Source organism: Acetobacterium tundrae (assembly GCF_008086615.1).
Lineage (GTDB): Bacteria > Bacillota > Clostridia > Eubacteriales > Eubacteriaceae > Acetobacterium > Acetobacterium tundrae.
In genome coordinates this window covers 22,664-42,528 of record NZ_RXYB01000017.1, presented here as the reverse complement: position 1 = coordinate 42,528, position 19,865 = coordinate 22,664, and the positions used below count along the sequence as shown (strand labels likewise).

Annotated in this window: 19 protein-coding genes; 17 read left to right on the top strand and 2 right to left on the bottom strand. The window is 40.0% G+C overall.

Annotated elements, in window-relative coordinates; all coding sequences use genetic code 11:
• The first annotated feature begins 35 nt into the window (after positions 1-35).
• On the top strand, positions 36-1,250 hold the full coding sequence (locus tag FZC40_RS12850; RefSeq protein WP_148604962.1) for a class I SAM-dependent methyltransferase: 1,215 nt from the start codon (positions 36-38) through the stop codon (positions 1,248-1,250).
• Positions 1,251-1,375: 125 nt separating this feature from the next.
• Here FZC40_RS12850 and FZC40_RS12845 read toward each other — a convergent pair whose 3' ends face one another.
• On the bottom strand, positions 1,376-1,711 hold the full coding sequence (locus FZC40_RS12845; protein WP_148604960.1) for an EscU/YscU/HrcU family type III secretion system export apparatus switch protein: 336 nt from the start codon (positions 1,709-1,711) through the stop codon (positions 1,376-1,378).
• On the bottom strand, positions 1,698-3,305 hold the full coding sequence (locus FZC40_RS12840; RefSeq protein ID WP_148604958.1) for a hypothetical protein: 1,608 nt from the start codon (positions 3,303-3,305) through the stop codon (positions 1,698-1,700). Before FZC40_RS12840 ends, FZC40_RS12845 begins: the two co-directional genes overlap by 14 nt.
• Positions 3,306-3,578: 273 nt before the next feature.
• On the opposite strand from FZC40_RS12840, the gene FZC40_RS12835 reads away from it, so the two are divergent.
• The 16 genes from FZC40_RS12835 (at position 3,579) to FZC40_RS12760 (ending at position 19,849) form a co-directional block, all read left to right on the top strand.
• Entirely contained in the window at positions 3,579-5,657 is a 2,079-nt protein-coding gene (locus tag FZC40_RS12835; protein ID WP_148604956.1) for a chemotaxis protein CheA, read from the top strand.
• A 20-nt stretch (positions 5,658-5,677) separates the two neighbouring features.
• Positions 5,678-6,490: a CheR family methyltransferase gene (locus tag FZC40_RS12830; RefSeq protein WP_148604954.1), complete on the top strand. Its 813-nt coding sequence runs from the start codon at positions 5,678-5,680 to the stop codon at positions 6,488-6,490.
• A gap of 75 nt (positions 6,491-6,565) precedes the next feature.
• Complete coding sequence (gene fliD / locus FZC40_RS12825; RefSeq protein WP_148604952.1) at positions 6,566-8,482, top strand: flagellar filament capping protein FliD; 1,917 nt, start codon at positions 6,566-6,568, stop codon at positions 8,480-8,482.
• A gap of 22 nt (positions 8,483-8,504) precedes the next feature.
• The gene (locus tag FZC40_RS12820; protein WP_148604950.1) at positions 8,505-8,897 is read left to right on the top strand and encodes a flagellar export chaperone FliS; all 393 of its coding nucleotides are present in this window, start codon (positions 8,505-8,507) and stop codon (positions 8,895-8,897) included.
• Between the two features lie 3 nt (positions 8,898-8,900).
• Positions 8,901-9,296 (top strand): hypothetical protein, encoded by a 396-nt coding sequence (locus tag FZC40_RS12815; RefSeq protein WP_148604948.1) that lies wholly within the window; start codon positions 8,901-8,903, stop codon positions 9,294-9,296.
• A gap of 339 nt (positions 9,297-9,635) precedes the next feature.
• Positions 9,636-10,019, top strand: a complete 384-nt coding sequence (gene flgB / locus FZC40_RS12810) for a flagellar basal body rod protein FlgB (protein ID WP_148604946.1) — start codon at positions 9,636-9,638, stop codon at positions 10,017-10,019.
• A 5-nt stretch (positions 10,020-10,024) separates the two neighbouring features.
• Positions 10,025-10,468 (top strand): flagellar basal body rod protein FlgC, encoded by a 444-nt coding sequence (flgC, locus tag FZC40_RS12805; protein WP_148604943.1) that lies wholly within the window; start codon positions 10,025-10,027, stop codon positions 10,466-10,468.
• A gap of 17 nt (positions 10,469-10,485) precedes the next feature.
• Positions 10,486-10,812, top strand: a complete 327-nt coding sequence (gene fliE / locus FZC40_RS12800; protein WP_186843727.1) for a flagellar hook-basal body complex protein FliE — start codon at positions 10,486-10,488, stop codon at positions 10,810-10,812.
• A 148-nt stretch (positions 10,813-10,960) separates the two neighbouring features.
• Positions 10,961-12,529, top strand: coding sequence for a flagellar basal-body MS-ring/collar protein FliF (gene fliF, locus FZC40_RS12795; protein WP_148604939.1), 1,569 nt, complete (start codon positions 10,961-10,963; stop codon positions 12,527-12,529).
• A 30-nt stretch (positions 12,530-12,559) separates the two neighbouring features.
• Positions 12,560-13,564: a flagellar motor switch protein FliG gene (gene fliG / locus FZC40_RS12790; RefSeq protein WP_148604936.1), complete on the top strand. Its 1,005-nt coding sequence runs from the start codon at positions 12,560-12,562 to the stop codon at positions 13,562-13,564.
• On the top strand, positions 13,557-14,303 hold the full coding sequence (locus FZC40_RS12785; RefSeq protein WP_148604934.1) for a FliH/SctL family protein: 747 nt from the start codon (positions 13,557-13,559) through the stop codon (positions 14,301-14,303). The genes fliG and FZC40_RS12785 overlap by 8 nt, the downstream gene beginning before the upstream one ends.
• A gap of 14 nt (positions 14,304-14,317) precedes the next feature.
• Positions 14,318-15,622: a flagellar protein export ATPase FliI gene (fliI, locus tag FZC40_RS12780; RefSeq protein WP_148567729.1), complete on the top strand. Its 1,305-nt coding sequence runs from the start codon at positions 14,318-14,320 to the stop codon at positions 15,620-15,622.
• Positions 15,619-16,068, top strand: coding sequence for a hypothetical protein (locus FZC40_RS12775; RefSeq protein ID WP_148604931.1), 450 nt, complete (start codon positions 15,619-15,621; stop codon positions 16,066-16,068). The genes fliI and FZC40_RS12775 overlap by 4 nt, the downstream gene beginning before the upstream one ends.
• Before the next feature lie 52 nt (positions 16,069-16,120).
• Positions 16,121-17,038: a thioredoxin-disulfide reductase gene (trxB, locus tag FZC40_RS12770; RefSeq protein WP_148604929.1), complete on the top strand. Its 918-nt coding sequence runs from the start codon at positions 16,121-16,123 to the stop codon at positions 17,036-17,038.
• Between the two features lie 178 nt (positions 17,039-17,216).
• Positions 17,217-18,653: an RNA polymerase factor sigma-54 gene (gene rpoN, locus FZC40_RS12765; RefSeq protein WP_243135813.1), complete on the top strand. Its 1,437-nt coding sequence runs from the start codon at positions 17,217-17,219 to the stop codon at positions 18,651-18,653.
• Positions 18,654-18,787: 134 nt separating this feature from the next.
• On the top strand, positions 18,788-19,849 hold the full coding sequence (locus tag FZC40_RS12760; RefSeq protein WP_148567732.1) for a sugar-binding transcriptional regulator: 1,062 nt from the start codon (positions 18,788-18,790) through the stop codon (positions 19,847-19,849).
• Positions 19,850-19,865 lie beyond the last annotated feature (16 nt).

Sequence of the window (19,865 nt, the reverse complement as noted above, 5' to 3'; positions counted from 1 at the left end):
GAAGTTTTTTTTAAAAGAAGGTAAGGAGTAAAATAATGGAAGTTGCAATAAATCGAAGAGCAAATTGTAGGGCCTGTAAAGGTACAGATTTAAGAAAATGCTTAAAGTTAGAGAATATGCCATTAACTGATGACTTGAGAAGTCAACAAAACCAAGGTTTAGAGTTCTTTCATGATATCGAAGTATTTACTTGTGAAGACTGTGGCTTGACTCAAACGTTAGATGAAGTAGAGCTGACAAATTATTATAATGATTATTGTTATACATCTTCAAATTCAAATTTTGCTAAAGATTTTATGAAATGTCTAGCCAATGAACTCTATTCGAAGTTCTGTTTTGATAGTAATTGTAAAGTCATTGAGGTTGGCAGTGGAGATGGTGCTCAATTGAGCTTCTTCAAGTTGTTAGGTGCTGATGTTTATGGAGTGGAACCTTCAGAAATACTCTGTAATGTAAGCCGAGAAAATGGCATACCGGTATACCAGGGCTTTTTTGAAAAAGAAACAATTCAGTATTTGCCTGAAACGCTAAAACCAGCAAATATTGTTTTAGCTACATATACTTTTGATCACATACCAGAGCCAAGTGATTTTCTAGATTCAACGAGAGAAATATTGGATCCAGACACAGGAATATTAGTATTAGAAATTCATGATCTTGATAAAATTATTAAACGAAAGGAATTTTGTCTTTTTGAACATGAACACTACATATATATGACGAAAAATACGTTATCACATCTTTTGAAAATACACTCATTTGAGCCAGTTACTTTTGATTTGCTTTCAGATAGTCAAAAACGCGGAAATTCATTGCTAGTTGTAGCAAAACCGGTAAAAAGCAAACACGTGAAGTCTAGCATAAAAATTGATAAATATGAAATTCAAAAAACAATGACACTCACTAAAGAAATTGGGCAGGCAATTGAAGATATTGATAAGTTTATTGAAAATATGGTTAATTGTGGAAAAAAAATTGCTGGTTATGGCGCCGGAGGAAGAGGTGTTATGACGTTAGCGGCACTTAGTAAAGCGCAACATATGAAATATTTGTGCGATCAAAATGAGAGCTTTCACGGCTATTTTACGCCAAAATCAAATATTCAAATAGTATCGCCACGGATGCTTAAAGATAAGCCTGTTGATGTTCTATTGGTATTTAGTTTTGGATATATAGATGAAATAAAAAACCAAGTATCAAAGTATAACCCCAATATGGAAATAATATCACTATTGGATGTAATAGGTTAAAGAAATTTGTCTAGTTACGGGAGTAACGTTTTATTTGGTAGTTACCTTGGGAAGTATCTCTTATAAATTAATGAAATTGTTGTATTGTGATTATGAATAGGCTTGTGGATTAATTGAGCAATTAGCTATTTAAATACCTTATCACTAACCTCATTCCCCTCAGCCAAATTAAGTAGTGATATATATATATTCACCACAATCTGGAACAGTTCCGGGGGGACTTCCTGACCCATTTCCAGCTTGGAAAGCAGGGTGGCGGCGCTGTCATCATGGTAGACGGGAATACCGCTTTTTTCGGCCACATTTAAGATGTTCTGGGCTACGAAACCAGTGCCGGCGGCAACGATCACCGGGGCATTGTTCTTTTTGGGATCATATTTTAAGGCCGATACTCTTAATGTTTTTTCTTTTTCCGGCAGTTCCTTATTGGGGACTGCTTTTTTCTTTTTAGACGGTGACATCGATTCCTACCTTTCTGAAAGCCAATTTGGGATAACGCTGGAGAATGCTCTGGCTTTCCACATACTCTGCAATGCCACAAGAAGCCAGTTTATAACCCTGTTCCTCGACAATCGATTTAAGTTTGTCTTTGCTGCTGTTGATGGTATCAACCAAAGTGGGCGGACAATTGATGTTCAAATTGATGCTTTTATCTCTTGCCGAAAGTTCAACTTCAAAATTTCCGTATTTGTCGGTTTGAATGGTAAAAAAGATATCTGTTGCAGTTTCTGAATTTGTTTGGCTGCCATCTTTCTCAGCAGGGTCTTTGTCAACAAAGAACTCGCCATAGGTATTGGCATCCAGGAAACGAAGCGGGATCAGAAAATGCATCAGGCTGAATATTGGGCTTTCGTTTCGGATAATGGTTTCTAAAAGATTTTGAGCTGAATTGATGATTTTAGTCGAGTTGGAGTCATCCAGGGCTTTTTCAATTAAATGAGCCAGCTCGACCTTGTCTCTGTCCTGGGGATCCTGGGTGGTCGAATTGATTCGATCAGACAGAATTTCAGCTTCTTTGGCATGAAAAAAAAGTTGCTTTTTCATGTCGACTATTTCAGTGTCGGTTAAATTGGACAAAGGCTTCAAAGCCTGGGCGAATTTCAAGACCGATGCTTCCAGTTGCTCCGGATCGCCTTTATCGTACCGGACAATATGATCAATAATGGTGGAAATGGACTGATAAGTTTTGTCGCTAAACGACTGGGAGTTTAAAATTTGGCGTAATGCCGGAATGACTTCATTTTTCAGCAGCTTTTGAATCGCTTGAAAATCCTGGCTTTTTCCGTCTAAAGCCGTTTCTATTCTCTCCAATTGATTCGTAAGGTTCTTCCCGGACTGGGCAGCTTTTAAATCGATCAGTTTTTGAAGTTCAGGACTCGTTTGATTTTTCCCGCCTAAAATGGTTTTTAAATCGACCAGCTTTTGGTCGCTTTGTTCTGGGGCTTTATTGCCGGTTAAGGCCGATTCCAGTTTAGTCAATTCCTGTGCCAATAAAGCTTTCTCTTTGGCCGGGAGGGTCGTCAGCAAATGGCTTATTTCGATAAAAATGCCCTTTAGGGTTTGGTTGCGGTTTACATAGGCATCGTAATGCCTGAGGATGCCTACTATGGCTTCCTTTAACTGGGGATAGCCTTCCAGCTTGGCTAAAGATCGAAGACTGTCGAAAAACGATCCTTTAAAGATTGTTTCAGTTTTATCCTGAGTTAACAGCGCGCTTAACAAATCCTGAGAATTGATAAAGATGCCATCAAGCATTTCTTTAGGAATGGCGTCGATTGAGCCATCAAAAAGCTGTGCGATCAGGATAAACTTTCGCAGCGAATCGGCCTCGGCAGAGGTGCTGTTCAATAAGGGTTTTAAGATTTCCTTTTGTAAATTCTGAAATAAGGTATCTCTGAAACTCTCCTGTTGCAGGTTGTCGGAAGTCTCAGGGGTCTTAATGCTGATGTCGGTATTGTTAAGATTAAAAATGGCATCACCGGGGATGATTGGTTTGCTGGTTATATCGTTCGTTTTAGGTGATTGAACGGTCGAGGTAATTTTGATACTGTCCATATGGAGGCTCCCTTCAACTTATTTGTTAGTTAAGATTATACGTTATCATTTAAATTTAAGCAAACATTTAAGTCGGAGTCGATTTAATTTAATAGATTTGACAATTTTATAAAATTGACTAACCTTTTTGACTGATTTGACGATATAATAAAAAGAGAATAAAGTAATGGAATGATAAATAATCAGGATTTGTAAAAAAAAGTAGATTTAACACAAAAAGACGATATAATAATAATGGTACGAAAAATTCATTATAGGTAAAGGATGGTTACAATGAGTAATTATGATTCTGGAAATGATTCGATTCTAGAAATGTATATTTTTGAATCGGAAACGCTGCTTGATCAATTAGAGGAAATATTACTTCAATCTGAAGATAATGCGGAATTAACACCGGAAGATATTAATGAAATCTTTCGTATTATGCATACCATAAAAGGGTCTTCAGCAATGATGGAATTTGAGGCAATGACTCATTCCTCTCATAAATTAGAGGATTTGTTTTTTGTTATCAGAGATGAAGGCATAAAAACAGAAGATTTTGAAGATTTAATGGATTTGGTTTTGAAATTTTCAAGCTTTTTAAGAGGCGAAGTTGAAAAAATTCAAAATAATGAAGATTTGCTTGATGAAAACGAGGAGCTTATTGAAGAGACGGAAGCATTCCTTAATCGCATCAAAGGAGCACCTCAGGATAAAACAATTGCGGATCACCAGAAAACAGATGATGCTGTTTCGATTGACCTGGAAGAAGAATTGCCAGCAGAAGCAGAGCTGGAGACATCAGGAGAAGGAACCCTTTATAATTTACACACATGCTTTACCGAAGATTGCCAGATGGAAAATATCCGGGCATTTATGCTGGTGAACAAATTGGAATCCATCGGGAAAGTAATCGAAACCATTCCCAAAGTGTTGAACAACAACCCCGAGGCGGCAAGCATTATTTTAAGAAATGGCTTTTTCTGCAAATTTCTGACCAATGCCGACAAAGAGGCCGTTATCAGTACGGCAAAGAGTATTTTATCGGTAAAAACGTTGGAATTTATCGACTCTTTTCCAGAAGGTGATTCAGAGCTGAAAAAGAATGATAAAGAAGAGCAGATAACCTCAAATGAAACGGCTACGACTCTTCCTGAAAAAAGCAAGGAAGAAAACAAAGTCAAACAAAACAACAATGTCCAGAATTTAATCAGTGTCGATTTAAATAAACTGGATACCCTGATGAATTTAATCGGGGAGATCGTTATTACCGAATCCATGGTTTTCGGGAGTGTTCATCCTGATGGCGAACGCGATGAAAGTTTTGAAAAATCGTCCACTCAGCTGCAGAAACTGACGGATGAGCTGCAGGATATCGTTATGTCCATACGAATGGTCCCAATTGCCGGAACGTTCAAAAAAATGAAGCGGATCGTTCGAGATACGGGTAAGAAGCTATCAAAAGATGTTGAGTTTATTACCATGGGTGAAACCACTGAAGTTGATAAAACAATTATTGACGGTATCACTGATCCACTCATGCATTTGGTAAGAAATTCCATGGACCATGGAATTGAAAGCAAGGAAGAAAGAATCGCCGCAGGAAAAAACCCGATTGGCAAGGTTATTCTGTCTGCTCAAAGCGTTGGCGGAGATATTGTTATTTCTGTCAGTGATGACGGCAAGGGTTTGGATCCGGAGGTGCTTCTGAAAAAAGCGAAAGAAAAAAATCTGCTGACAAAACCTGAAGAAGAATACACCGAAAAAGAAATTCTGAATCTAATCATGGCGCCGGGTTTTTCGACAAATAGTGTGGTAACCGAGCTCTCAGGCCGTGGCGTGGGAATGGATGTGGTTAAACGAAATATTGAAAAGGTTGGCGGTTCCATTTCGATTGAAAGCGAAAAAGGATCTGGTACCAATACTTTCTTAAAAATACCCCTTACCTTGTCTATTATTTCGGGAATGGAGATTCAGGTGGGTGACAGCCTTTATGAAATTCCGATCAGTAATATCCGTGAGTCCTTTAAAATAACATCAAAGCAGCTCATTAAAGATCCCGATAAAAATGAAATGGTCATGATCCGTGGTGTATGTTATCCGCTGATTCGTTTACACGACATCTTTAACGCTGGAAAATGTGAAACCACTATTGAGGATGGAACGTTGATGCTGGTGGATTCCGGAGAAACTTTTGCGTGCCTGTTTATGGATGACCTGATTCAAAAACATCAGATTGTTGTTAAACCAATACCCAAATATTTAAATCGTTATTCGGTTAAAGATTCTGGCATTGCGGGGTGCACGATCCTGGGAAACGGGAGCATTAGTTTGATCGTTGATATTCCCAGTATTTTGGAACGATATTAATGATGGAGAGGTGTTAAGAAATGATTAAGTTAAAAGAAGATGAATTTACAGCCATCACCTCTTATATACATTCCAATTATGGTGTTGATTTGCGAAAAAAAAGACACCTGATCGAAGGCCGATTGGGCAATCATATTGCGCAACTCGGATATGAAAATTATATGGATTATTTGAATTATGTGAAAAGTGATAAAAAAAATGATGAAGCGACGGTGCTGATTAACAAATTGACGACGAATCATACCTACTTTTTAAGAGAAAGTGAACATTTCGATTTTTATAAAAAAAATGTCCTGCCCTGGATAGAGGATACAACAAAATCTAAAGATTTACGGGTCTGGAGTGCCGGTTGCTCTTCAGGCCAGGAACCTTATACCCTCTCGATCATTACGCGTGATTATTTTAGTGGCAGACTAAGCTCATGGGACAGTACGATTTTAGCTTCTGATATTTCTGATAAGGTATTATCCATTGCAAAATCAGGCATTTATACGAAAGAAGAACTTTCGAAAATACCGTTGGATTGGAAAAAAAAATATTTCGTGGATTATGACGATGATTGTATGAGTGTTTCAGATGCTTTGCGGAAAGGGGTTGCTTATCGAAATTTCAATTTATTATCGAAATTTCAGTTTAAGAAACCTTTTCAGGCAATCTTTTGCCGCAATGTTATGATTTATTTTGATAAACCGACAAAAAATGAAGTGGTGCGAAAATTCTATGATGCATTATTGCCGGGCGGCTATTTCTTTATTGGTCAAAGCGAGTCGCTGGCTTCTATTGAGCACCCATTTAAATACGTTCAGCCGTCTATCTATCAAAAAGAATACTAAAGTATTTCTGGAAAAAGACGATAGTAATAATAACGAAAAGAAAGAATCGAATAATTATAGTTTGGAGGGATTAATATGGCAACGATCAGCTCATTATCATCATCGTCATCGTCAACAAAAGCTTCATCGTCATTATCAACATCAACCGGCATCGGCGGACTGGTTTCTGGTCTGGATACGGACACCATTGTAGATGGTTTGACACTGGCGAGCCGAACGAAAATTTCAAAAGCACAGCAAAAAGTCGATAAATTGGGATGGCAGCAGACCGCATATCGTGATGTTACAACAGAATTGAAAGATTTTCAGAGTAAATATTTGGATGTTTTGTCCGGTACGAATCTCACCAGTACGTCAGCATACAATACCGTAAAGGCTTCAACAACTTCCCTAAATGTTTCGGCTACGGCCACAAGCAATGCGATTGCCGGAAGTCTGACGATTAATAAAATAACTCAGCTGGCTAAGAATGAAATGATAAAAAGTAGCGAAGTCTCCGATGGATTAAAGAGCAGTACATCATTAGCAACCTATACGGATTCGGATGTCAGTTCACTGGTTTCTGCGCTTACCGGCAAATCGATCAAGATGACATTGGACGGTACGGTTAAGACGGTAACCTTCGACGATACATTTGTCAGCAATGCCGGCGGAACCGGAGCGACTCAAGCAACGTTTTTAAGTGCAATGCAAAGCAAAATGGACGAAGTTTTTGGGACAAGCAACGGTTCATCAGTGGTTAAAGCGACCCTTTCGGATGGTAAATTAAGCTTTGCTGCTTCCGGTTCTCAGCTGACCGTGAATGCGCTCAATTCAGATAAAGACACCTTGACGGCTTTGGGGTTGACTGATGGCCAGACGGACAAAATCAAGACGACGGCCACATTGGCAGATCTGAAACTGAAAACGCCGCTGACGGGGGATTCATATTCATTTTCGATTAATTCTGTTGATTTTAAATTTAGCTCAACCGATAGCTTATCTTCAATTATGGACAGTATCAATGCCAGCGATGCCGGTGTAAAAATGGCATACTCGTCGACTTCAGACAGTTTAACTCTGACAGCCAACAACGGTGGCAGCGGTGATAACATTAGAGTTACTGATACGGATGGTTTGTTTGCTGCTTTTCGTTTGACGACCGCTACGGGTGCAACGACGACTGCCGGGCAGTATGCTACGTTAACGGTTAACAATAAGGACATTACCCGATCATCAAATGATTTTACTATTGAGGGCGTGAAAATTAGTTTGTTGAACACCGCAACGGATGAAAGCAAAATTTCATTAAATGATGATACCAGTGCGTTAAAAACGACAATCACAAATTTTGTAACAGATTATAATACCTTAATTAGTTCGATGAATGGGTTAATTAATGAAACGCCTGATAAGGATTACCAGCCACTGACGACTGATCAAAAGGCAAGTATGAGCGAATCGGCAATCACAGCATGGGAAAAAAAAGCTAAAGTAGGGCTTTTAGCTCAGGACAATACCTTAAAATCGATCACTTCCAAGATGCAGTCAATTATGTACAGCGCCGGTGTAAAGGGTGGGATTACGCTTTACAATATGGGAATTTCCTCGGCTGGTGTTGATCAAAAGGGTAAACTTACAATTGATTCAAATAAATTGGATACCGCGTTAAGTACTTTGAGCTCCAGCTCAATTAAAGCGCTTTTTACAACTGGTACAACCGGTATTGCCAATCAGTTGGATAGCATCATCACTGGGGCGATAAAGACTTCCGGGGTAGAAGGTTCGCGGGGGACTCTTGTGGAACTAGCAGGATATGCGAACACCACGTCAGATACCCAAAATAGCATTTCCGAAACGATAACCAGATCTAAAAAAGAGATTAAAGATATGAATACGGCATTAACGAAAGAACATGATCATTATTGGAGTAAATTTACAGCGTTGGAAACAGCCATGGAATCATTAAACTCTCAAAGCTCAATGATTACATCATTTTCATCAGGCTCATAATAAATAGAAAGGAGGAATTGTAATGCAATATGCTAATGCCTATCAGGAAACAAAACGTCTTTCTTTAGAAGCCTTATCCAAGGGTGATGTGGTTGTGAAGCTTTATGAAGAAGCTTCCAAACAGCTGAAGATGGCGATTATTTTGAATGAACGTCAAGAATATGTGAAAGCCTTCAATTGTGTTGCAAAATGTCAAAAGATTATTTCTTCATTGACTGGTTCCCTGGATATGCAATATCCGATCTCAATCGAGCTGGAGCAATTGTATGGGTTTATGTATGAAAAGCTGGGAGAAGCCAATGCCAGGCGGGATACCAAATTAATGAATGATATTTTGCCAATGATCAATGAACTTAAAGACTCTTTTAAGGAAGCGAATAATATAACTAATTCTTCAAACCCGCGGAGGCAGTAATCAATGAATGATGATGTTAATGAATTCTGCCGGGCGAAAATTCGGATTTTGAAAGAATATGTTTCGAAAAGTGAAGAGCTGCTAAGCAGTTTAAAAGACTGGGAATCGATCGCCGGGATTTTAGAAAATCGGGATGATTTAATTAAAAAATTGCAGAATTTGGAAATAAGCTTTGAAGAGAAAAACAGCCGAAATTCGTGTTCTCAGGAGCAGAAAAAGAAAATTGATGATTTGATCAAACTTATTTCGGAAATAGATCAGGACGTGATCAAGCAGATTCAAGAGGAACAGAAAAAGACGATGCAGGGTTTAAAAATTAATCATACCAATCAAAAAATTGCGAATTATGGAACCAATACGATCCAAAACTATGGCACCTTTATGGATGTCAAGAAATAAAGAATAATAGACACAGCCAGATAGATGTCAGGTTTAGAAAGCTGGTTTGAAACTTCAGCAACTGAAATTCAGTTGCTTTTTTTAGTTGGATAAAATATAATTGGATAAGTATCTTAATTAATTGTTAATTTATTTGTCGTTATGAGATATTTATGATAATATATGAATATTATATAAATGGAATGGCTATGAATAATATAATCAAACAATTTAAAGATACGGTACAGTTAAATATGGTTAATTTATTTGAAATAAAAGAATGAAAATGGTAGAATAGAAGAGAAGAAGTTTGGTTGAGAAACCTTTAAATATTTTTCAAACGGGAATAAGGAGGAAAAAATGATAGGAGATTCGATCACATCGGCAATGTATCAGAAGGCATTAGATGGAACATGGCAGCGACAAAAAGCAATCAGTAATAACATTGCCAACTCTGAAACACCTGGATACAAATCAGTTGAGGTGAATTTTGAAGATTCATTGAATTCGGCCATGCAAACACTTCAGGGAAATTCAAGTTCGGCGAAAAGTGTTAATGCAATTGAGAATGCCAAAGTTAGTGTGAATACGAGGGCGTCGTCAAGTAAATTGGATCAAAATAATGTTGATATCGAATCTGAAAATATTGACATGACCAAGACCCAGCTGCAGTACTATTATTTAGTTCAAGGTATCAGTAGTTCTTATTCACGTTTAAAATATGCGATTAGTGGAGGGAAATAACAGCAATGAGTTTTATGAGTTCTTTAAATATTTCAGGATCTGGTATGACTGCACAGAAGTTTAGACTGGATATTATTTCTCAAAATATAGCCAATGCCCAAGTTACCAGAACGGAAGCGGGCACGCCCTACCGTCGCCAGATGACCGTTCTCAGCAGCGTCAATACGGTGGACACCGGTACTTTTCAGGATGCGCTTAGTTCGGCGGTTAGTACGCAAAGAGAAGGCGTTCAGGTGGATGCGGTGGTGGAAGATCCTTCCGCCCTGGTACCGGTTTATGACCCGACCCATCCGGATGCAAACGCACAAGGATATGTGATGTATCCCAATGTTAATACGAGCCAGGAAATGGTTGATGCAATGGGAGCAAGCCGGGCGTATGAAGCGAATGTAACCGCTTTTAATGCCACCAAGGCGATTGCGTTAAAAGCTTTAGAAATTGGTAAATAAAAAGGAGAATGGTTAATATGTTTATTGTTCCTATGGATTCGATTATTGGTGGCAGTAGTAGTATCAGTTCAATCAGCAACAGCCTAGGTGGCGCGTCGGCAACGACTGAAACCACCGGATCGACAAATAGTTTTAAAGATACATTGCAAGGCTTGATGGACAATGTTGAGCAAACCGAGGCTCAGACAAAGGTGGATTCCTATAATTTATCGATTGGAAATATGGATGATCCGTCGACCATGATGATTAATTCGGCAAAAGCGGATGTTGCATTGCAAACTATGGTTCAGCTTCGAAACAAAGCACTGGATGCTTATTCATCAGTCATGAGTACGAGTCTGTAATTTTGAGGGAAATTTTATTTAAATATTTAATTAAAATTGTGGAGACGGTTCAAATAGTTCAAATTAATGAGGGTCTCCACAGTTTTTGCTGTGCGGGATTAATAAGTTATGACAACTTCAAATTTATTTAGATGGAAGAAAAAACAGAATGAATGAACAGATAAAAAGCTTTTTAAATAAAATAAAGACGTTGTGGTCCGGTACTTCAAAGAAAGCCAAGCTATTGGCTTTGGGAGCAATTGCCCTTATTTTGATTGCGTCTTTCACTATAACAGCGATCTTAAATAACAAGACTTATGTACCACTTTTTGAGAATCTAACTCAGGCGGAAACCACCGAAATCATGGGCGCCCTTTCAGGAACATCAGTCGATGTAAAACTCGATGCCAGCGGAAATATTACGGTGCCGGAAGGTGATGAGGCCTCTGTCAGAATGCAATTAGCGACAGCGGGTTATCCTAAAAATGGTTTGAGTTATTACGTTATTAAGGATAACAGCAGCATGCTTTCCACTGATTATGAAAGAAAGCAATATGAAAATATGCAGTTGCAGGAGCGAATTGGAGCGAGTATAAAAACGTTGGAGGGTGTCAAAGACGCCGTCGTCACGATTGCGGTTCCAACTGAAAGTGTCTTTTATTTAAAGGATGATCAAAGTACTACGGCTTCTGTAATTGTTACGATGAACACCGGCTCCACATTATCAGAGAGTCAGGTTTTAGGAATTCAAAATTTGGTGGCGAAATCAGTATCCGGGCTTTCTAAGGATAACATCGCCTTAACAGATGGTGAAGGCAATGATTTAATCGATAGTGCTTCATCCCTGATGGGTGGTACTTCGAAAATCAAATTGACCAATGAGATTGAAAATAATATTAAGCAAAAAGTGAACAATGTTTTGGCTGGCCCTTATGACCCGTCGAAATATAAAATTTCGGTGACCGCAACCCTCAACACCGATACTTCAAAAAAAGAAACAACGGCTTATAGTCCTTCTGCGGACGGAAATAATACCGGCGTTACCAATAAGGAATCTTCCAGTCTGGATATTACCGGAGGTACCTCGACGACTGGGGGGGTTGCCGGGACAACCGCTAATACTGATGTCACTACTTATGCCAATAATGCGACCGCCAGCGGTGGTGCGGTTACTGGAATTACACAAGATAAAACGTACTCGGTGAGCCAGGAAGTAACCCAAACTGAAAAGACAGATCCAACCATTGAGACAGTTTCTATTGGGATTGCGCTTGATGGTAATGCTTTAAATGCTACAGAACAGGCGAATCTTGTCCAATTAATATCATCTGCTTCTGGGGTGGCACCGGCAAATATCACCATTCGGAGTTTCGCATTTGCGGCCCAAGCGGATAACGTTCAAACTCAAACCGGGAGTTTTCTGACCACGGACCGGTTGCTTATTTTCGGAGCCATTGCCGGCGGTGTGCTGTTACTGCTTTTAATTCTGCTGTTTGTTGCGACTCGGGGTAGAAAGAAAAAGAAAGCCAAAGGTAAAGGCTTTGAAGCGTCTTTCGGTCCCGGCGAGGATGCTGCTACAGACGAATTGTTTGGTGCATTGGCTGCTGAAGGACTTCCTCCAATTGAGACTATTCAGCCGTTGAAGGATGACAAAAAAGAAAAAGTCAAAGATTTTGCCCAAACGAATCCGGAAATTGCAGCCCAGCTGTTTAAATCATGGTTGAAAAATGAGGAATAAAAAAGTGCTAAACAAAGGATGTCGACGAATATGGATGAAGGCTTAAAACCGCGGCAAAAAGCAGCCCAAGTAGTCATTGCCCTTGGGGAAGACATAGCTTCCAATATATATAAACATTTAACTGAAGATGAAATTGAAATATTAACCTATGAGATTACCCGACAGGGTAGCATTCCTCCGGATGTCGCAGATCAGGTAATTGATGAGTTTTACGGCCTTTGTGTGGCCCAAAAGGTATATGTTGAGGGTGGCGTCACCTACGCCAGAAATGTCCTTGAAAAGGCTTTCGGAGTCCAGCAGGGGGGGGCCCTTTTAGAACGGGTCACTAAAACCTTGCGGACCAAGGCCTTTGAATTTATTCGAAAAGCCGATTACAAGAATCTTATGAATATGATCGTCAGTGAACATCCTCAGACGATTGCTTTGATTTTGTCTTATGCAAGAGCCGATCAGGCATCGGCGATTATTGCTGAATTGCCAAAAAGCTTTCGGGTGGATGTGGTGGAGCGGATTGCCAGAATGGATCGGACTTCACCGGAAATCATCAGACAGGTGGAAACCATCCTGGAGCGGAAATTTGAATCCGTGGTATCCTTTGATCTGCTTGAAGTGGGCGGTATTAATTATATTGCTGAAATTATGAATAACATTGATCGGGGAACTGAAAAATACATCTTTGATGAACTTAGCAAAAATGATGCGAAACTTTCTGAAGAAATTAGAAAACGAATGTTTGTATTTGAAGATATCGTTATTCTGGATCCGATGTCAATTCAGCGATTCCTCCAGGAAATCGATACAAAAGAAATGTCGATTGCCCTTAAAGGTGCGAATAAAGGCGTTTCCGATATTATTTTTGAAAACATGTCCCAACGTATGGGCGATACCGTTAAGAGTGAAATGGAATACCTGCACAATGTCAGAGTACGTGATGTTGAAGAAGCTCAACAGAAGATTGTATCAGTGATCAGACGACTGGAAGAAGAAGGCGAAATTGTTACTTCTAAGGGCGGAAAGGACGAAATCATTGTCTAGTATTGTTAAGGCTAAATGGGTTACACAGGAGAATATTACTTTAAAAACACCGTCGAAAAACAGTTTTGAAGAGAAAAACAATAATCGGCAGAAAACCAATCAAACTCAGGAGCTTAATCAGAATGAAGCGGAGTTTGAACAAAATGCTGAGGCTTTGCGGGCCGCAAATGATCTCATGAAGAATGCCATAAAAAGCAGCCAGGAGATTAAACTAAAATCTCAGGAGCTGGGGTACAGTGAGGGCTATGCGGCCGGTTATGAGGCTGGTCATTTACAGGGAATCCGGGAAGGGCATCAGGAAGGACTGCTGTCGGCAACAGCGGTGACGGAGGTGGGACTCCAGGAAATCCGGGAAGTTGTTGACTGCCTGAATCTGGAGCGACAGACAGCCCTTGAAAATCAGGAAGAAGATTTGTTGGCAATTGCTTTTGAAATTTCAAAAAAAATTATGCGACAGCAGGTTCAGGAAGACGAAGCGGTTTTTCTGAAGATTTTTGATGAAGTGATTCACGGCGATGAAGAAAATCTGAAAATTTATTTATCAGAAAACCAAAAGACCCTGGATTTTCATATAAACCGGGAAATTGCTGAAAAGATCAAGAAATTAGCCAATAAAACAAAGGTCATTATGTTAAAAGATGATGATAAAATAATGGTGGAAACCGATGATGCCGTGATTGATATGAGTTTGCCGGTACAGTTGGAGCAACTGGATAAAGCGATTGAACAAAGTTTTTAACTGGGAGGCTTTAAATGGATAGGTCAAGGATTTGCAAAGCAATTCACAGAGCTGAAACGTATCATTATTTTGGAAAAATCGAAAAAGTTGTCGGAATGATGATCGAATCCGTCGGACCGGAATGCAGCATTGGCGATTTGTGCAAAATATTCGATTCGAAAGCAGAGAATTTTATTTTGGCGGAAGTGGTTGGCTTTCGCGGAAATAAGGTTTTGTTGATGCCCTATGAAGAGGCGGAAGGGATTAGTTTTGGCAATATTGTCGAACCCACCGGATCGTCGCTTAAGATTGGCGTGTCTGAGAATATGATTGGCAGAGTTGTCAATGCTTTAGGGGAACCCATTGATGGAGAAGGACCGATTGAAAATTGTGTTCCTTATGATATTCAAAGTACGGGTTCCAATCCTCTTTCAAGACCGCCGATTGAAGAAATCCTGGAATTCGGAGTGAAGGCCATTGATGGCTTGCTGACCATTGGAAAAGGCCAGAGAATGGGAATCTTTGCCGGAAGCGGGGTTGGCAAAAGCACGCTGATGGGGATGATTGCCAGAAATGTCAAAACCCAGGTCAATGTCATCGCTTTGGTTGGCGAAAGAGGCCGGGAAGTTCGCCAGTTTCTGGAAAACGACCTCGGCAAAGAGGGCTTGGAAAGATCGGTACTGGTGGTCGCCACCTCAGATCAGCCGCCAATGCAGCGGATGAAATGTGCTTTAACCGCCACCACCATTGCGGAATATTTTAAAGACCAGGGAAATGATGTGTTGTTGATGATGGACTCGTTGACCCGATTCGCCATGGCGCAGCGGGAAATCGGGTTAGCGACTGGGGAGCCTCCGGTTGCCAGAGGCTATACACCCTCAATTTATGCCATGATGCCAAAGCTTCTTGAACGCAGTGGGAATTTTGAAACAGGCTCAATTACCGGTATTTATACGGTTTTGGTTGAAGGTGATGATATGAATGAGCCGGTAGCCGATACGGTGCGCGGGATCATTGACGGACATATCGTGTTATCCCGAAAAATTGCGGCGCGAAATCATTACCCCGCTATTGATGTTTTAAGCAGTGTCAGCAGACTGATGTCCAATATTGCGGATAAGGATCAATTGGAAGCGGCCTCAAAAATGCGAAATATGATGTCAACTTATGATACCAATTACGATCTGGTCAGTATCGGTGCTTATAAGAGCGGCAGTAATCCGGCGCTTGATGTTGCCATCAAAAAGATTGATGGGATTAATGGCTTTTTACAGCAACGCGTTAACGAAAAGTGCAGGTTCGAGGAAAGTAATGAATTAATGAAGAAGGCTGTCTTATGAAAAAGTTTCAATTTCAGCTGGGAAAGCTCCTTTCCTATAAGGATCAGAATTTAGAGAATGAAATGATGATAATGGGAGGGCTCACCAGACAGTTAAGTGATGAAATGGATAAAATGCTGGATCTGGAAGACCAGCAGGAAAAATGCCGGTTGAACTATGAACGGGATATGGCTGCGTCCATTACGCCGACGGCCTGCCAGGTATATATTCACTATATGTCTTTTTTAACAGATCAGATTAAAATTGTCGAAAAAAGAATTGAAGAAATCACTGAAAAAATCGATATTCAAATTGAAGTGGTTAAAAATTTAAAATTGGAAACACGCTCTTTGGAAATTGTCAAAGAAAATAAATATGACGAATATAAAAAAGAACTGATTAAAGACTCTGAAAAAGAGATTGAGGAATTTGTTTCGAACAGCAACATTGCTAAGAATCATGTTTAAATACTGATAACTGAAATAGTTAATTGCGAAAAATTATAAATGAGGTGTTTAGATGAGTTATGATACAATTATTATCGGGGCTGGTCCGGCTGGTTTGGCTGCCGGGCTCTATGCCGCACGTGGCGCACTTAAAGTATTAATTATTGAAAAAGGCGGCATCGGCGGACAGATTGCCACAAGCTGGGATATCGAGAATTATCCGGGATCGCCGCCAAACAGTACCGGGCCAAGTCTGACCGAACGGATGCGTGAACAATGCGCGGAATTTGGAGTGGAATTTTCCACGCGGACCTATCAGTCCTTTAGCATAACTCTAAATGGTTTTGCGATTGAAACGGATTCAGGAAGTCTGGAAACGCAAACTTTGATTGTGGCTACCGGGGCAGAACCAAAAATGATTGGCTGCAAAGGCGAAAGAGAATTAAGAGGAATGGGTGTATCCTACTGTGCTACCTGTGATGCGAATTTTTTCAAAGGCTTAAAAGTCGCAGTCCTTGGCGGTGGTGATACGGCCTTGGAAGAATCATTATACTTGACAAAATATGCCAAAGAAGTTGTGATTATTCATCGTCGCGACGAGCTTAGAGGTGCGAAGATACTGCAGCAGCGAATTAAAGACAATGAAAAAATCAGCATCATTCTCGATTCAGTCGTTGACGAGATAAAGGGAAATGGTTTAGTTGAAGGCATCGTTGTTAAAAATGTCAAGACTGGTGAAACATCAGAAGTACCAGTCGATGGTGTATTTGTTTTTGTTGGTCAAAAACCAAATACCGAACCATTTGTGGGTTCTCTCGAACGGGATGCCAGGGATTATTTGATAACGGATGAAGACATGCGTACGAATATTTCGGGGATTTTTGCCGCCGGAGACGTGCGCAGAAAATCGCTGCGACAAGTGGTGACAGCGACAGCCGATGGTGCTATCGCTGCTGTTAATGTAATTAAATTTATTGAAGAACTTAGGTAGATCATGGTATGATGAAGACTGGAGAGCATCCAGTCTTATTTTTTTATTGAAAAATTCGGTAAAGAGCGTTTATATCTTTTTATAAAGTGTAAATATAAGATGTGATGAGGCCACAGTTCGTTGTGTTTTGTAAAGATTAATCAGTAATGGTGAATAGCAAAAAAATCAGGCGGTAAAAATGATGAATTTAAAATTTGATTTAAATATAAATCAAACCCAAAAATTAATTTTGACTCAGGAAATGAGGCAGTCCATTGAAATTCTTCAATTAACGGCAATAGAATTAAACAGCCTCATTGAAAAGGAAATTATCGAAAATCCGGTTATAGAATTTAATGAGAATGCTATAAAAGAAGTAGTTCCGATAAATGAAGAACCGGTTAAAGAAGAAGTCCGGCAGGAAGAAGTTTTGTCAAAAGAAGATGTCCGCTGGGATGAGTATTTCCAGAGTATGGAAAGTTCTGAATATCGCGGACAGGCACAAAGCAACCCTGACACAGAAGCAGAGTACGGTTTTGAAAAATACTCGTCGCAGGTGCAAACACTTAATGAATATCTGCATTTCCAATTTAGCTTGGCGGCCCAGACACTCAGTGATAAGGAAAAATTTGTTGGCGAATATCTAATCGATTGTATCGATGATAACGGGTATCTGATTGTTGCTGATAATTATATCCGAGCGATTCTTGAAGTGGATGAAGAGATGATTGGCAAATTGGTGGAAATCATTCAAGGGTTTGATCCGGCTGGGGTTGGCGCCCGAGATGTTGAAGAATGTCTGCTCATTCAGTTGCATCAGATGGGATATGAAGATGACGAAGTCTATCTCGATATTATCAAGAACTATCTCGCCGAGTTTGCCGATAATCAATTTAAGCGCATTGCTCAGGCAACCGGCCTTTTGGTTGAAGAAGTTTATGAATTCAAGGAAATCATCAAAACCCTGGAACCCAAACCGGGTCGCAAGTTTTCGTGCTCTGAAGGGGTTTCCTATGTTATCCCGGATGGGAGCATTGAAATAGTTGAAGGGGAATTGGTGGTCAAAATCAATGATGTTTGCGCTCCGCGACTAAAAATAAATGGTTACTACAAAAGTTTACTGAAAACTTCTAAAAAAAATGATGAAACACGCGTGTACATTGAAAAAAAATTGGACAGCGCCGCTTTTCTTATTAGGAGCATCGAACAACGCCGGGACACCATAAAAAAAGTGATTCAGGCGATTGCGGAGTATCAATGTGATTTCTTTTTTGAAGGCGTTGAAAATTTGCGGCCGCTGACACTCAAAACAATTGCCGAGATAGTTGATGTGCACGAATCGACAGTAAGCCGTGCCATTCACGGGAAATATATCCAAACTCCGAAGGGCACCTTTGCTTTAAAGTTCTTCTTTAAGCGGGGCTTCACCCAGGGTGAAGAGGATCGTTCATCCGATGTTATTAAACGTTTTATTAAAGAAATGATTGAGGCGGAAGACAAGCAGAGACCATTGAGTGATCAAAAGATTTCGGAAATACTGAAAGCGCAGAATTTGGATGTCGCCAGACGAACGGTCGCTAAATATCGGGAAGCCTTGATGATACAGCCATCATCAAAACGAAAAGAATACCGATGATAAAATATCAAATAATCGGATTGGGCATTTGCAGTGATCTATTTTTAACTTGTCTTTCTTTCTAAGATAAGGTATAATCAATTTGTCCCAGTGGGACAAAAGCGAGTATGCGTATCTGAAGGAAAGGTGAAGCTGTGACAAACCAATTAAAAATCAGCAAAGAAGTTATCGAGCTCCAGGAGCTTGTTGCGCCGGAGGTTAATCGCCTCATTGAAATGCGTTACAATATTTTGTCAACGATCAGCAGTGAGCAACCTATTGGTCGGAGAAATCTTGCCTTTGTTTTGGATATGAGCGAACGGCAAGTGCGAAACGAAATCGACTTTTTTCAAAAACAAAAGCTGGTCTCAGTTGAGCGACAAGGCGTGGTCATTACCAAAGCGGGGGAAGAAGCACTGCTCAAGCTCAAGAGTCTGCTTTACGCCTATAATGGCCTTGAACAATTAGAAAAAGAACTTATGGATAAGCTCAATTTAAAACGAGTGATCATTTGTCCCGGAGATATGGATATGAATTATGAAGTGCTGCGATTTATGGGGCGTTCAGGTGCAAAATACGTATTGTCCGTCATGAAGTATAAAGATACCCTAGCGCTTACCGGCGGAAGCTGTACGGCTGCAGTCGCCGATGAAATGCGGGAAGCTTTTTATCCGGATGTCTATGTTATTCCCGCACGAGGCGGAATTGGCAAAAGCCATTCGACTCAGGCGAATAATGTCGTGGCTGAAATGGGATTAAAATTACATTCAAATTATGAACTTCTGCATTTGCCGGACAATATTGATCAGCGCTTGCTGGATGCCTTAAAAGATTATCCGGAAATAAAAAGAGTTTTTGATAAGATGGAAGAAATCGATATTTTTATTTTTGGATTGGGTCGTGCGGATGTGTTGGCGGATTGGCGCAACATAAACGCGGCTGACAAACAAAAACTATTGGAAAAAGGCGCCGTTGCCGAGGCTTTTGGCCATTATTTTAATATCAATGGGGAAGTTGTTTCACCTTCCAGTACCATTGGTGTGGGCATCGAAAATTTCAAAAGAATACCGAATGTCATCGCAGTGGCTGGCGGCGTTAACAAAGCAGAGGCAATTATTGCAGTTAGCCGTATTCGTGACAATATTGTCCTGATCACGGATGAAAGTGCCGCAAGAGAAATTCTTGAAAAATTATCAACCACGTCAGATGCAAAATGAATCGTATTCTGACTGA

What these genes read in the sequence shown, in the direction of transcription:
- FZC40_RS12820 (WP_148604950.1), top strand. Translation starts at nt 8,505, where the DNA reads ATGCAATATGCTAATGCCTATCAGGAAACAAAACGTCTTTCTTTAGAA.
- FZC40_RS12845 (WP_148604960.1), bottom strand. Translation starts at nt 1,711, where the DNA reads ATGTCACCGTCTAAAAAGAAAAAAGCAGTCCCCAATAAGGAACTGCCG.
- FZC40_RS12775 (WP_148604931.1), top strand. Translation starts at nt 15,619, where the DNA reads ATGAAAAAGTTTCAATTTCAGCTGGGAAAGCTCCTTTCCTATAAGGAT.
- fliI (WP_148567729.1), top strand. Translation starts at nt 14,318, where the DNA reads ATGGATAGGTCAAGGATTTGCAAAGCAATTCACAGAGCTGAAACGTAT.
- flgB (WP_148604946.1), top strand. Translation starts at nt 9,636, where the DNA reads ATGATAGGAGATTCGATCACATCGGCAATGTATCAGAAGGCATTAGAT.
- fliD (WP_148604952.1), top strand. Translation starts at nt 6,566, where the DNA reads ATGGCAACGATCAGCTCATTATCATCATCGTCATCGTCAACAAAAGCT.
- flgC (WP_148604943.1), top strand. Translation starts at nt 10,025, where the DNA reads ATGAGTTTTATGAGTTCTTTAAATATTTCAGGATCTGGTATGACTGCA.
- FZC40_RS12840 (WP_148604958.1), bottom strand. Translation starts at nt 3,305, where the DNA reads ATGGACAGTATCAAAATTACCTCGACCGTTCAATCACCTAAAACGAAC.
- trxB (WP_148604929.1), top strand. Translation starts at nt 16,121, where the DNA reads ATGAGTTATGATACAATTATTATCGGGGCTGGTCCGGCTGGTTTGGCT.
- FZC40_RS12835 (WP_148604956.1), top strand. Translation starts at nt 3,579, where the DNA reads ATGAGTAATTATGATTCTGGAAATGATTCGATTCTAGAAATGTATATT.
- FZC40_RS12815 (WP_148604948.1), top strand. Translation starts at nt 8,901, where the DNA reads ATGAATGATGATGTTAATGAATTCTGCCGGGCGAAAATTCGGATTTTG.
- fliE (WP_186843727.1), top strand. Translation starts at nt 10,486, where the DNA reads ATGTTTATTGTTCCTATGGATTCGATTATTGGTGGCAGTAGTAGTATC.
- FZC40_RS12850 (WP_148604962.1), top strand. Translation starts at nt 36, where the DNA reads ATGGAAGTTGCAATAAATCGAAGAGCAAATTGTAGGGCCTGTAAAGGT.
- fliG (WP_148604936.1), top strand. Translation starts at nt 12,560, where the DNA reads ATGGATGAAGGCTTAAAACCGCGGCAAAAAGCAGCCCAAGTAGTCATT.
- rpoN (WP_243135813.1), top strand. Translation starts at nt 17,217, where the DNA reads ATGATGAATTTAAAATTTGATTTAAATATAAATCAAACCCAAAAATTA.
- FZC40_RS12830 (WP_148604954.1), top strand. Translation starts at nt 5,678, where the DNA reads ATGATTAAGTTAAAAGAAGATGAATTTACAGCCATCACCTCTTATATA.
- fliF (WP_148604939.1), top strand. Translation starts at nt 10,961, where the DNA reads ATGAATGAACAGATAAAAAGCTTTTTAAATAAAATAAAGACGTTGTGG.